At 65.4% G+C, this 13,008-nt stretch carries 8 protein-coding genes; 3 read left to right on the top strand and 5 right to left on the bottom strand.

The window, feature by feature from the left end:
- Positions 1–2 precede the first annotated feature (2 nt).
- The 5 genes from AC5Y3Z_RS20915 to AC5Y3Z_RS20895 form a co-directional block, all read right to left on the bottom strand.
- Complete coding sequence (locus AC5Y3Z_RS20915; protein WP_463824332.1) at positions 3–2,909, bottom strand: MMPL/RND family transporter; 2,907 nt, start codon at positions 2,907–2,909, stop codon at positions 3–5.
- On the bottom strand, positions 2,906–3,334 hold the full coding sequence (locus AC5Y3Z_RS20910) for an MmpS family transport accessory protein (protein WP_463824331.1): 429 nt from the start codon (positions 3,332–3,334) through the stop codon (positions 2,906–2,908). The genes AC5Y3Z_RS20915 and AC5Y3Z_RS20910 overlap by 4 nt, the downstream gene beginning before the upstream one ends.
- A 185-nt stretch (positions 3,335–3,519) precedes the next feature.
- Positions 3,520–4,128, bottom strand: a complete 609-nt coding sequence (locus AC5Y3Z_RS20905; RefSeq protein ID WP_463824330.1) for a TetR family transcriptional regulator — start codon at positions 4,126–4,128, stop codon at positions 3,520–3,522.
- Positions 4,129–4,180: 52 nt separating this feature from the next.
- Complete coding sequence (locus AC5Y3Z_RS20900; protein WP_463824329.1) at positions 4,181–5,332, bottom strand: AAA family ATPase; 1,152 nt, start codon at positions 5,330–5,332, stop codon at positions 4,181–4,183.
- Positions 5,333–5,395: 63 nt separating this feature from the next.
- On the bottom strand, positions 5,396–7,069 hold the full coding sequence (locus AC5Y3Z_RS20895; RefSeq protein ID WP_463824328.1) for a PecA family PE domain-processing aspartic protease: 1,674 nt from the start codon (positions 7,067–7,069) through the stop codon (positions 5,396–5,398).
- Between the two features lie 309 nt (positions 7,070–7,378).
- Between AC5Y3Z_RS20895 and AC5Y3Z_RS20890 the strand changes: the two genes are divergently transcribed.
- The 3 genes from AC5Y3Z_RS20890 to AC5Y3Z_RS20880 all read left to right on the top strand — a co-directional run bounded on the left by AC5Y3Z_RS20890 (position 7,379) and on the right by AC5Y3Z_RS20880 (position 12,989).
- The gene (locus tag AC5Y3Z_RS20890; RefSeq protein WP_463824327.1) at positions 7,379–8,404 is read left to right on the top strand and encodes an AbrB family transcriptional regulator; all 1,026 of its coding nucleotides are present in this window, start codon (positions 7,379–7,381) and stop codon (positions 8,402–8,404) included.
- Positions 8,405–8,554: 150 nt separating this feature from the next.
- Complete coding sequence (locus AC5Y3Z_RS20885; protein ID WP_463824326.1) at positions 8,555–9,577, top strand: TauD/TfdA family dioxygenase; 1,023 nt, start codon at positions 8,555–8,557, stop codon at positions 9,575–9,577.
- A 121-nt stretch (positions 9,578–9,698) separates the two neighbouring features.
- Entirely contained in the window at positions 9,699–12,989 is a 3,291-nt protein-coding gene (locus AC5Y3Z_RS20880) for an MMPL family transporter (RefSeq protein ID WP_463824325.1), read from the top strand.
- Positions 12,990–13,008: the final 19 nt, after the last annotated feature.

The following is a 13,008-nucleotide window of genomic DNA, read 5'->3' as shown; positions in this document are numbered from 1 at the left end:
GATCAGACGCCCGCCAAGGCGTCCTGTTCGGTCCGCTCTCCAGACTTCTTTGGCCAGGGCGCGGGCACCGGGCGCTGGCGGACTCGTTGCGGCCACCAGAACCATTTGCCCAGCAGCGCAGCGATCGACGGGGTCATCAGCGACCGAACGATCAACGTGTCGAACAACAAACCGAGCCCGATGGTCGTGCCGACCTGGCCGATCACCGTGAGCTCGCTGACCGCCATCGTCATCATCGTGAACGCGAACACCAACCCCGCCGAGGTGACCACCGAACCGGTGCCGCCCATCGCCCGGATGATCCCGGTGTTCAGACCGGCATGGATCTCTTCTTTGAAACGCGACACCAGCAGCAGGTTGTAGTCGGCTCCCACGGCCAGCAGGATGATCACCGACATCGCCAGCACCATCCAGTGCAGTTCGATGCCGAGCAGGTGCTGCCAGATGAGCACTGACAGCCCGAACGACGCGCCGAGAGAAAGCAATACGGTGCCCACGATGACCGCTGAGGCCACCACGCTGCGGGTCAGGATCAGCATGATGATGAAAATCAGGCACATGGACGCGATTCCGGCGATCAGCAGGTCGTAGTTGCTGCCGTCCCGCATGTCCTTGAAGGTGGCCGCGGTGCCACCGAGCATGATCTTGGAGCCCTCCATCGGGGTGCCCTTGAGCGCCTCGTAGGCGGCCTTCTTGATCGTGTCGATGTGCGAAATGCCTTCCGCGGACATCGGATCGCCGTCGTGACTGATGATGAAGCGCACGGCGTGGCCGTCGGGGGAGATGAAGTTCTTCATGCCCTTCTTGAACTCGGGGTTGTCGAACGTCTCCGGCGGCAGGTAGAAGGAGTCGTCGTTCTTCGACGCATCGAAGGCCCGGCCCATGGCGGACGAGTCGCGCTGTGCCCGCTGCTGCTGCTCCAGCAGACCTTTCTGGGTCGAATACATGGTCAGCATCATGGTTTTCATGTTCTTCATGTTCTGGATCATCTCGGGCATCAGCGCGTTCATCCGCGGCATCAGTGTGTCCAGATGTTCCATGACCGGGATCAGGCTCTGGATGTCATCGGTCATCGTGTCGATGCCGTCCAGGGCGTCGAACACCGACCGCAACGAGAAGCACACCGGAATGTCGTAGCAGTGTTTCTCCCAGTAGAAGTACGAGCGGATGGGTCGGAAGAAGTCCTCGAAATTGGCCATGTGGTCGCGTAATTCGGCGACGTCCATGGTCATGCTCTTCATCTTGGCGACCATCACGTGCATGTCGTTGGTCATCTGCTGGGTGATGTCCTGCATCTGCACCATGCTGTTGATGGTCGTCTGCATCTCCTCGGACTGCTTGAGCATGTCCGCGATCTGATCTTCTTGGTACTTCTGGGTCATCTGCTGGCTGACGCCCTGCATGCTGATCTGGAACGGGATCGAGGTGTGCTCGATCGGGGTTCCCTCGGGGCGGGTAATGGCCTGGACCCGGCTGATGCCGGGTACCCGGAAGATCGACTTGGCGATCTTGTCGATGACCAGGAAGTCCGCGGAATTGCGCAGATCGTGGTCACTTTCGATCATCAGCAACTCGGGATTCATCCGGGCCTTGGAGAAGTGCCGATCGGCGGCCGCATAGCCCGCATTCGCCGGCAGGTCGGCGGGCAGGTAATTGCGGTCGTTGTAGTTGGTCCGGTAGCCGGGCAGGGTGAGCAGACCGACCAGCGCGACGCCGATCGTCACGACCAGGACCGGGCCGGGCCAGCGGACGACGAGCGCGCCGATCTTGCGCCAACCGCGAATACGCTGGGCGCGTTTGGGTTCCAGGGTCTGCCGGAAGCGCGACGCCACCGATATGACGGCGGGACCCAGGGTCAACGCCGCCAACACCACCACGACCATGCCGATGGCCAGCGGGACGCCCAGGGTCTGGAAGTAGGGCAGATTGGTGAAGTGCAGGCAGAACGTCGCGCCGGCAATGGTCAGGCCGGAGCCGAGCACCACGTGTGCGGTGCCGTGAAACATGGTGTAGTAGGCGTCTTCTCGTGATTCACCGACTGCTCTGGCTTCTTGATATCGCCCGATCAGGAAGATCGCATAGTCAGTGGCCGCCGCGATCGCCAACGTCACCAGCAGGTTGCACGCGAATGTGGACAGCCCGATGATCTTGTAGTAGCCCAAAAATGCGACCGCGCCGCGAGCGGCGGCCAACTCGAAGACCACCATCATCAACGTGAGCAGAACCGTGACGATGGAGCGGTAGACCATCAACAGCATGGCGATGATGACGACGAAGGTCGCCATGGTGATCACCTGCAGGCTGCGGTCGCCGGCGAGGTGTTGGTCGGCTTCCAACGCCGATGGCCCGGTCACGTAGGCCTTGACCCCCTGGGGTGGGGTGGTGTGCTTGACGATGGTCTGGACGGCCTCGACGGAGTCGTTGGCCTTGGTCTCACCCATGTTCCCGACGAGGTAGACCTGGACGTAGGCGGCCTTCCCGTCGTTGCTCTGTGCGCCGGCACCGGTGAGCGGATCGCTCCAGAAGTCTTGAACGTGCTCGACGTGCGCGGTGTCGGCCTCGAGCTTTTTGACTATCTGGTCGTAGTAGGCGTGCGCTTCGGCGCCCAGCGCGTTCTGGCCCTCCAGGACGATCATCACCGAACTGTTGGACTTGTACTCCTTGAACACCTCGCCGACGCGCTTGGTCGCGATCACCGATTGCGCGTCGTCCGGGCTCATCGAGACCGAACGCAGCTTGCCGACCTCGTCGAGCTGGGGGACGACGACGTTGAGCAGCGCGATCAGCGCGATCCACCCCAGGATGATCAGCACGGCGAATTTGCGGATGAAGTGCGGAATCGCCTCGCGGGCCGCGTGTTTGGCGACGGGGAACGAATCGGTGGGCGCGTCTTGCAGAGTAGTGCTCATGCTGATTTCACCAAGCAGGAAGTCAGGGCGTGCACGCCGTTGGATGTTTGTTCGTCTTTGACTTCGTCGTCGACGGTGATACGACAGCCCAGGAAATCACCGTCACTTTGCGCCGAGATGTTCGGAAAGACCGAGGGTGCGGTGGTGCTGAGCACCAGTGTCCAGGGCAGGGGAGCGCCGTCCAGCCGCTGCGGCTCGGCGCTGAGATCGAGGTAGTTGACGTTGGCGCGGGTCGCCGAGCCGAAGATCTCGTACTTGACGACCTTGGGCTTGAAGGGCTTGGAGTCGTCAACCTTTGCGCTGGTCAGGTCATTTTGCTGGTCGGCGGTGTAGAACGACTTGACCCGGGTCACCGCGAAGCCCCCGATGGCCACGACTGCCACGATCAGCAGCGGCAACCAGGCGTTGCGCACGATCTTTGCCATCTGCACCTACGTGAGCCTTTCCTGGTCGCACGACGAATTGCCTTGCATCACAAGCGATTATGGGTCGCGCGAGTTACGCAGCCCGAGGTGGCCCGATGCGATAGTAAGACGAGCTAACCGGACCACCTGTACATCATCTGCATATTTTGCAGAGTATGCAACTTTCTGTAATCCCGGTCACGCTCTCACTGCGTGAAGATGCTGTTGACCAGCGCGGCAGCACGTTCGACATAGGGCATCGGCGTGTCACCGGCGTCCTCGGGTTCGCTGCTCGACCACCTCTCGATGCCCGAGCGCACCGCCGTCAACGCTAGCGCGGAGATCAGGGCGGAGACTTCGTCGTCGGAGGGCATGCCTTGGCGTTTGGCGACGATCTCGGTCAATTGCGTCTGGAAACGCTCCAGGTCGGCAAGGAACGCCGCCAGCACCGCGGGGGTGGTTTTTGCCAGGTCGAGCATGCAGACGGCCTGCTCACGCTCCGGTGGCATGTCGCGAAGATGGTGGGCCGCCAGAGTGATCAGTTCGGCCAGCACCACGTGGAGGGGCGCGGGTCCGGCTGCGACGAACTCGTCGGCCAATTCCGGCGGCAGGTCGGACGGGCCGTAGGCGATCGCGGCTTCCTTATTGGGGAAGTAGTTGAAGAAGGTGCGGGTGGAAATTCCGGCCTGAGTGCAGATTTCCTCGATGGTGACCCGGTCCCAGCCGCGGACCTGCGCCAAGCGCACCGCAGCACCGCGGATGTCCGCGCTGGTCTGTCGGCGTCGTCGCTCGCGGAGGCTCAACTGATTGGCCATAACTTCCAATAGTTGCACGTTCTGCACACTTTGCACACTCGACGCCGCGGGCTCACCGCTTGCCCCAATCCCACGGCGGCGTCGTCAGCAGGCTCTGACCGGCGATGCGGGTCTCGCCGAAATCCTTGTGCAGTTCGATTTCGACTCCGCTGTCGAGGGCGTCGAGCAGCGAACGGGAATGGGTGACCACCACCACCTGCGTGTGGGTGGCTGCCGTGTGAATCAGTGCCGCCAATGGGCCGATGAGACTGGGGTGCAGCGAGGTCTCTGGTTCGTTGAGCACCATCAGCGAGGGTGGTTGCGGGCTCAGCAGTGCCGCGGCCCACAGCACGAATCGTAAAGTGCCGTCCGACAATTCGGCTGTGCGCAGCGGTCGCAGCATCCCGCGCTGCTGCAGGCGAAGATCGAAAAGGCCGTTGCTGACGTCGACGTCGAGGGTGGCGCCGTCGAATGCGTCGGCGACCGCGCGGGCCAAGTCGTCCAAGCCGGCCTCGATGATCGTCTGGACCGCTGCCGCAAGGTCTCTGCCGTCGTCGGAGAGCACCGGAGTGCGCGTGCCCACCTGCGGCTGTCGGGCGGGAGCGGCGGCATCGACCCGGAAGCCGTCGTAGAAGCGCCAACTGCGCAGCCGTTCGCGCACCGCCGCGAGCTCGGGAAGTGCTTGCGGATAGGCGTATTCGGTCAACACGCTGCGGTAGGGCGGCAGGTTTCGGGACAATTCGTCGAATCCGTCTGCATCGCCGCTGATTTCAGCTAGTTGACGGGTACGGCGCACCAAAGTGGTCGCGCGGCGCAGTACCGGCCCGGCGAACAACGCCTCGCGTTTGATCTCCGGGTCGCGTGCGAACGCACTACGGTGGCCGGCCATCTGCGGAATGCCGAGATCGACGAAATAACCGAAATCATCTGCGGCAAAGCCGAGTTCGAGTGACAACGGTCGGGTGCGGGTGGTGCCCTGGGCGTTGCCTTCCCGACGGGCGCCACGGAGCTGCTCGGGTCCGGCCCACAGCACCGATTCCAATCCACCTTCGCGGGCGAGCGAGCCGATCACCTCACCACGGCCGCAGTCGGCCAGCAGGCGAAGCGCCCGGTACACCGACGACTTACCAGTTCCGTTGGCGCCGGTGACAATTGACAGCCGGCTCAGCGGCAGGACCACCTCGCGCAGCGAGCGGTAGCCGCGGACAGCGATCGTTTGAAGCATGAAGGCGACTCTAGCGTCGGGCGCCGACAGCGTCGGAACACTCAGCCCAACACAGTGATTCGACTAGGGCACAGGATAAAGGATTGTCGTCCCGACTCCGGCCGGGTTGTAGTCGACGTGCACCGGGCCCAGACTGAACGGCAGGTAACCCGTGTTCATCAGGCCAGAGGAGATAACGGTGGGCGCGTAGTCGTTCGTGTTGAACGAGTACAGCTTCGTCATGCCACCTGAATCGGCGTACACCGTGATCATGGTGCCCGCCGGCAATGTCGAGGAGCCGATCACCGAGGAGGGCATGGTCCCATAGACGCCCCCGGAGTCCACGATGGACGGCACCATCTGGAGGGGTCCGCTACCTACCCTGACGTAAAGGTTGGTGATGGGGGACCCGTTCAGCGAGACAGTCGGGCCGCCCAGATCGTTGGGGCCGAAACGCAACTCCTGCGCCGGCATGTTGATGGTGACGCCCTGGTTGAGATCACCCGGCAGCGCCTGCGTCGGGATACTCGGTCCCGGCCCCACCGCGTTAGGTCCCAGGCCCAGCACGCCGTCAACGCCTGCCGAGGCGAAATACGCGTCGAACGGGGTGACGAACGGGTTCCTGATGACATTGGACAGGTATGCCTGGATCGCGAACGGCGAGGTCGGTAGCGACAACAGGACGACATTGACACTGGTGGGCGCGGTGACGATGCCGTTGCCGAAGTCCACCGTGGTGGGGAAGGTGGCGTAGAGATACGTCAGGCCACCGCTGTACGCGCTGATGTTGAGGCCCGTGGGCAGGCCCATCTTGAGCAGGCCGGGCAGTCCGCCGATGTCCTTGATCTGCATGACCAGACCTTCGGACCCGGTGTCCACGAGGATCGGCGCGTTGCCGCCGCCGTTCACTGAAATGTTCACCACCGGCTCGGTATTGGCGACGGTGGGCATGGGGATCGTTCTGCCGTCCAGACCCGCACCGCTGACGCCGGCCCCACCCCAGACCATGCCACCAACGCCGCCGGTGCCGCCCATCCCACGGATGGCGTGCGACGGATCGCTGGGGCTGTTGAATCCACCCGCACCACCGTTTGCGCCCGACCCCAGCAGGTAAGCTCGCCCGCCGGCTCCACCGGCTCCGCCGAAGGCCACCGTAGGCGAAGCGCCACCGGTTCCCCCCGCGCCGCCATTGCCGTACAGCCAGCCGCCGTTGCCGCCCGCCCCGCCCGCGGCGTTGAGGCCGCCGTTACCGCCGGCGCCGCCGTTGCCGATCAGGCCTGCCGAGCCGCCGTTACCGCCGGCCAGACCGCCTGTGGTCTGCGAATATCCGGCGCCGCCGTTGCCCCACAGGATGCCGCCGGCCCCGCCGTTCGGGCTGGCGGCAGTGCCGTTGGCCCCGTCGCCGATCAGGGGCCGCCCCAGCAGGAGCTGGGTCGGTGCGTTGATCGCGTTGACGAACGGGTCCAGCACAGTGGCCGCGGTCGCCTCGGCCGAGGCGTAGGACCCGGCCGCTGCCCCCAGCGTCTGCAAGAACTGCGCGTGATAGGCGCTGACCTGCGAATTTATCGCCTGAAACTCGTCGCCGAAATCGGCGAACAGCGCCGCTACTGCGGCCGACACCTCGTCCGCGGCGGCAGCGGCCACTCCGGTGGTGGGGAGGGCGGCGGCCGCGCTCGCCGAGTGCAGCGACGTGCCGATGTTTTCCAGATCGGCTGCCGCAGCGGTCAGCCAGTCTGGCGACACGGTTAGCAACGACACGTCGCCCCCTTAACGTCCATCTCCGGTGTGAGCGCTAAGCCTATCCAGATCCCGCCGAGACATCGCGGCTTTGCGCAACACCGGCCGCGGCTCATCCGATACTCACACAAATAACCTGTCGGGGCCTGTCGAAAGGCCGACGGGGTCCGTCGTCCCTGCCACCCGCCTGCGGCCGAGTCAGTCCAACGACGGGACACGGGTCGCAGTCGGCAGGTGAGAGACCCGTCCGAGATCCGGACACTGGGTTGACAAGTGCGCTCCACCTGCGCATTAAGAATTCGTCAAGGGCGATGTTGGACCTTCTACGGCATGAACACCATCGACCTTGCCGTTGTAGGCATCGGCTGTGGAATCTTCGCTTGGGCCTTGGCGCGGTACGCCCCGAGAACAGTGTCGGGCGCAGGCCTGGCCGCTCAGGGCGTGCTCGGCGTCTACACCGGGCTCATGGTCCGCAACGTATCGTTCGCCGCCCTGGGTTCGCACTGGCCGATCGTCATCGCCATCACCGTCAGCACCCTGATCGTCAGCGTCGCGGGCGGCGCGCTGCTCGGTCTGCACAAGGACGTCAGTCCGCTGACCGGGGGTCTGGCCCTGGTGGCCGGCGGCTCGTGCGGCCTCGTCGCCATCGCACGCGACCTCGGCGGCGATGACCGGGTGGTCGCGGCCGTTCAATACCTGCGCGTGGCGCTCATCACCGCGTCCATGCCCGTCGTCGTCGCAGTCTTCTTCCACGGCACCGCCGCCGAGGGCGCACATGCCGACGACACGTCTTCCCGATCGATGATCGTCACGCTGCCGCTGATCGCGGCTATCGTGCTGGTGGGCAGCTTCGCCGGTCGGTCGATGCGGCTGCCCGGCGCGGGATTGCTGGGACCGATGGCCATCACGATTGCGCTGGAGTTCTCCGGGCTGGTACAGGGTTTCGCCGTTCCGATGCTGCTGGTCCAGGCCGGGATCATGATGATCGTCTGGCAGACGCTGCTGTCGTTCGACCGGCAATCGCTGCGCGCCATCCGACGGATCCTGCCCGGCGCGTTCGCGCTGATCGTGATCCTGAACCTCGCCGCGGCCGGCTTGGGTGTGGTGCTGGCCGACGAGGCCGGCCTGAGCTCGCTGGATGGTTACCTGGCGACGAGCCCCGGCGGTATCTACGCCGTACTCGGCACCGCCGCGGGATCGGGTTCCAACGTCACGTTCGTGATGGCGGCCCAAGTGATCCGGGTGGTCCTGATGCTGTTCGCCGCGCCGTTCATCGCGAAAATGTTCATCCGGTTCAGTGCCCCCGCCGCGGCGCCGCACTCGTCGCGCCGGGAACTGATCCCCGTCGCCGCGTAACTCACCCGCCGGACCTCGTTGTGGCTGATCAGTGCCCCGCTGATCGGCCACGACTGGTTTTAGCGGCCGTCCAGAAATCGTCAAGAATCCGCCAAGTGCAGCAAGCCAAACTCATAGAAAGCGCCAAAGTTTCAGAAAGGGGATGAGATCATGGGGGCTGTCACCGACACTCGCACCAGGGACGAACTCTTGGGCAAGAACGCGGCACACCCATCCCGGGGCACTCGGCGCCGGCCGATTTCCGGACCGTCGGTGTGGAACCGCGACAGCTTGCACGCATGGGACTACCTGATCGGGGTGGGACCACGCCAGGTGGCGGCATGCCTGCGCATCCGCGACAACCTGCGCCGCCGCGGCCGCAGGCTGGAGACGATCGTGGCAGCGGACTTCCGGGAGCCCGAGCTCGTCGAGATCGCCCGCGCCATGCGGCACTGCCTGCGGCTGGGGCCCGGATTCTGTGTGCTGCGCGGCCTGCCGCTGGACGGCTGGACGGACGAGGAAGCCTCGATGTTGTACTGGGGCCTGGGTACCTACCTGGGTGAGCCGCAGCCGCAGAACAAGCAGGGCGACCGTGTGTACCTGGTTCAGGACACCGGGCAATCGGTGGCCGAGGCCCGCGGCTCCAAGACCAACTCCGCGCTGATCTACCACACGGATTCGGCCTGCGCCTACGCCGGCAGCCGGCCCGACATCCTGGGGCTGCTGTGTCTGCGCAAGGCAGTGTCCGGCGGTGAGTCGCTGATGGTCAGTGCGCACACCGCCTACAACGCGATGCTGGCCGCCCACCCCGAGTTGGTCGACGAGCTCTACGGGCAGTTCTGCTTCGACCGTTCGCACGAGACCGAGCCGGGCGAAAACCCGTTCACCGATGGCGCTATCTTCACCGACACCACCGACGGTGTCCGGATCCGCTACAACCGGTTGCACATCGAACTCGGCCACTACCGCAGCGGTCGGCCGCTCACCGACCGGCAGCGCCAGGCACTCGACGCCTTCGACCGTGCACTGGGCGACGCCGCCAGTGCCGTCGAGTTCACGCTGCACCCGGGTGACGTGCTGTTCGCCGACAACTACACGACCCTGCACAATCGCCGCGCTTTCATCGATTCGCCCGACGTGCACGCCCGACGCTGCCTGGTGCGCCTGTGGCTCGCCGGCGAGCCGCGTAACTGACCGTCGACACGACTGTCGGTGCGGGCCTAGATTTCACGCTGACATCCCAATTCGGAGAGCGCCCAGGCCCGCACGACAAAGCCACCGCGAGCAGCACGAAGTTCACTGGGGAGAGGCAGACATGTTGAGGCGACTGGCCGCGTTCACCGTCAAGCGCCCGAAATCGGTGCTGGCGGCCGTTCTGGTCCTGCTGGGGATCAGTGTCGTGCTCGGCGGATCGGTGTCGGACAAGCTGGGCACCGGCGGAAACACCGACCCGGCATCGGAATCCTCGAAGGCCGACGAGTTTCTGGACCAGCACTTCGGCACCACCGCGAATCTCGTCGTTCAACTGCTGCCGCGGGACGGCACCATCGACAGTCCCGAGGTCGCGGCCATCCGGGATCGAGTGCTCAAAGTCGTCGCGGCCGAGCCCAAGGCCAAGATCACCAGATCCTTCGGCGACGAGGGAGCCGCCGACCTACGCAGCAAGGACAGTCGTTCCGGCCTGATGCTCGTCCACGTCGGGGGAACCGCCGACGAAGCCGCCGAGACGGCCAAGCGGATCATCGCGAATCTGCCCCACGACACCAGCGTCACGGTGCGTGCGGGTGGCGCGCTCGGCGTGCAGCAGGAGATTCGCGACAAGGTCAAAGGCGACCTCAAGACCAGTGAGAGCATTGCGGTGCCTATCTCGTTGGCGGTGCTGGTCATCGTGTTCGGCGGACTGATAGCGGCCGTACTGCCGGTGGTGGTCGGAGTCGTGTCCATCGTGTCCACCCTGTCGGTGTTGCTGCTGATGACAGCGGTCACCGATGTGTCAGTGCACGCCCTGACCGTCACGACGGCATTCGGCCTCGGGTTGTCCATCGACTTCGGCCTATTGATGGTGTCGCGGTTCCGGGAGGAACTGGCCAACGGCAAAGACCACCACCCGGCCGTCATCGCCACGGTCAACACCGCCGGGCGCACCATCTTGTTCAGCGCGGCGACTGTCACCTTGGCGATGACCAGCCTGTTGGTGTTTCCCACCTATTTCCTGCGGTCGGTCGGTCTCGCTGCGACGGCCACCGTGCTGCTCTCGGCGTTCGCCGCGATCATCGTCCTGCCCGCACTGCTGGCGTTGCTCGGCAAGCGCGTGGACTCGCTCTCCGTCATCCGCCGTAAGGTGCCACCCTCGGCCGACTCCCTGTTCTGGCGGCGGTTCGCCGAGGTGGTCACGCACCGGCCGCTGCTCTACGCACTGCCCGTGGTGGTCCTGCTGTTGGGTTTGGGCATTCCATTTCTCAACGTCCAATTCGCCACGCCCGATGAGCGAGCCCTGCCGACGGACTCCAGTGCGCGGCTGGTAGCCGAATCGCTGCAGCGGGACTTCACGCTGGATCCGTCGCAGGCGATCACCCTGGTGACCCGCAACGATGCCACCGTGCTGCAGAACCTGGCCCCGGACATCTCGCGCATGAACGGCGTCGTGCTGGTCACGGGCCCCATCGGCCGGTTCGAGAACGGTCAGGCGGCCGGGCCGACGCCCGCGGTGTCGGGTTCCAGCTACGCGATCGTCTACCTCTCGGTTCAGGCCGACTCCGATACCGCCCAACACATCGTCCGCGACATCCGGGCCAAGATCACCAACCGCCAGGTGGAAGTGGGCGGACCGACCGCCACGCTCATCGACAGTCAAGCCGCGATCGGGGGCAAGCTCCCGTTGGCGATCGGGCTCATCGCCGGCGCCACCTTCATCCTGTTGTTCCTGTTCACCGGCAGTGTCGTGGTGCCGGTCAAGGCACTCGTGCTCAACCTCCTGGTTCTGAGCGGGGTGCTGGGCATCATGGTGTGGGTATTCCAGGAGGGCCATCTCGCCGGCCTGCTGGGCATCACGCCTGCGCCGCTGAATCTCTCGATGGTGGTGCTGTTGTGTGCCATCGCCTTCAGCTTGTCCGTCGATTACGAGATCTTCCTGCTCAGCCGCATCAAGGAGGCCCGCGACTCCGGTCTGTCGAACACCGCGTCGACGGTCATCGGGCTGGGGCGCGTGGGCCGGATCGTCACCAGCGCGGCGCTGTTGCTGACGATCACGTTGATCTCGTTCGCCAACGGTCTGTCATTCATGAAGATGTTCGGCATCGGCACCGCGCTGGCCGTCGTGATCGACGCCTCTATCATCCGCGGCATCGTGGTCCCCGCCTTCTTGCAGCTTGCCGGCGACTGGAACTGGTGGGCGCCAAAGCCGTTGCGGTGGCTGCACTCTCGAGTCGGTATCAGTGAAGCGCCGGCCGACGAGGTGCCGGAGGTTCCGGTCGCGGCAGCACCGGCTGCCCCGATGCCCGAGGAGACGCCGGTGCCGGTCGCCGTCCCCCCGGTCCCCGTGGCCGTCGACCACGCCCCGGTCCGGCCGCCGAGCGATGTCGAGGTCATCCCCGGACACCACCTGGTGGCCAACGTCAACGGCACCGTGATCGTGGTGGCCCACCGCGAGCGCTCGGAGTTGTCGGCGCACTCGCTGGCGGCGCAGCAGATGACTGCCCTGTCCGACATGGTCCGGCGCTCCAGCCCGCAGAAGCTCGTCGCCGCCTTCCAGCAGCTCGCGCGCGAGCCGTGGGATCGCACGCTGGTCGACATCGGCATCGTCATGCCGACACCGACGGGCCTGGAGATTCTGCTGTGCGGCAGCGTCACCGTTGCTCTCGACGAGGGCACCGGGCAGACCATGTTGCGCGGCCGCGGACGTTTGGTCCACCGGTCGCTGCCGGCGCCGGCCGTCGCGGCGGTCATCACCGTCGACGAGTTCGACCCGCGGCCGCGGCCGGTGGCCCAGGGCCAAGGCGTGTACCGGCTCTCCGACGGAACCGTGCCGGGCCAGGGCGCCGTCATCTGGTCGACCCGCACACCGTCGTCGCGCGGGCAGGCGCCGGCGATGTCGGGAGACCAGCCGCTGTACCGGTCGGAACCCGCAGGCAGCGGGAGGATTGCCGCTGCGCCGCCGGCTGGTGCGCCGCAGCCCAAGCGCTGGGTTTCCCTGGACGACGGGTCGCGGATCGAGCTCGAACGCGACTGCGTCATCGGCCGGGATCCGAACGGATCCGATGCGGCCCAACAGGGTCTTCGTCCCGTGCGCATCGATGACCATTCCGGTGAAATGTCCCGGGCCCACGCCGAAGTCCGCATCGTCGATGCGTCGGTGGTCATCATCGACCGCAACTCGACCAACGGCGTGTTCGTGCGCGAACCGCACCAGCTGCGCTGGTCCAGGCTCACTGCCTGGGAGCCGGCGGTGTGGCGGCCCAATGCCTATGTCCAGATCGGCGGGCGGATTCTGCGGCTGCACGAGACGACCGCCGACGCGTTGCAGCGCGGTCCACGGGTCAATGTGCACCACGGCGTACCGCGCTACCCGCACCCGGGACCGGGCCACGCCGCCGATATCGAGAGATAGTCGGGCGGGCAATTAACTG

The sequence above is a fragment of the Mycobacterium sp. NGS61 genome, from assembly GCF_059812325.1.
The sequence above is the reverse complement of the archived record's forward strand: the minus strand, read 5'-3'. Positions and strand labels throughout refer to the sequence as shown.

What these genes read in the sequence shown, in the direction of transcription:
- AC5Y3Z_RS20915 (WP_463824332.1), bottom strand. Translation starts at nt 2,909, where the DNA reads ATGAGCACTACTCTGCAAGACGCGCCCACCGATTCGTTCCCCGTCGCC.
- AC5Y3Z_RS20910 (WP_463824331.1), bottom strand. Translation starts at nt 3,334, where the DNA reads ATGGCAAAGATCGTGCGCAACGCCTGGTTGCCGCTGCTGATCGTGGCA.
- AC5Y3Z_RS20905 (WP_463824330.1), bottom strand. Translation starts at nt 4,128, where the DNA reads ATGGCCAATCAGTTGAGCCTCCGCGAGCGACGACGCCGACAGACCAGC.
- AC5Y3Z_RS20900 (WP_463824329.1), bottom strand. Translation starts at nt 5,332, where the DNA reads ATGCTTCAAACGATCGCTGTCCGCGGCTACCGCTCGCTGCGCGAGGTG.
- AC5Y3Z_RS20890 (WP_463824327.1), top strand. Translation starts at nt 7,379, where the DNA reads ATGAACACCATCGACCTTGCCGTTGTAGGCATCGGCTGTGGAATCTTC.
- AC5Y3Z_RS20885 (WP_463824326.1), top strand. Translation starts at nt 8,555, where the DNA reads ATGGGGGCTGTCACCGACACTCGCACCAGGGACGAACTCTTGGGCAAG.
- AC5Y3Z_RS20880 (WP_463824325.1), top strand. Translation starts at nt 9,699, where the DNA reads ATGTTGAGGCGACTGGCCGCGTTCACCGTCAAGCGCCCGAAATCGGTG.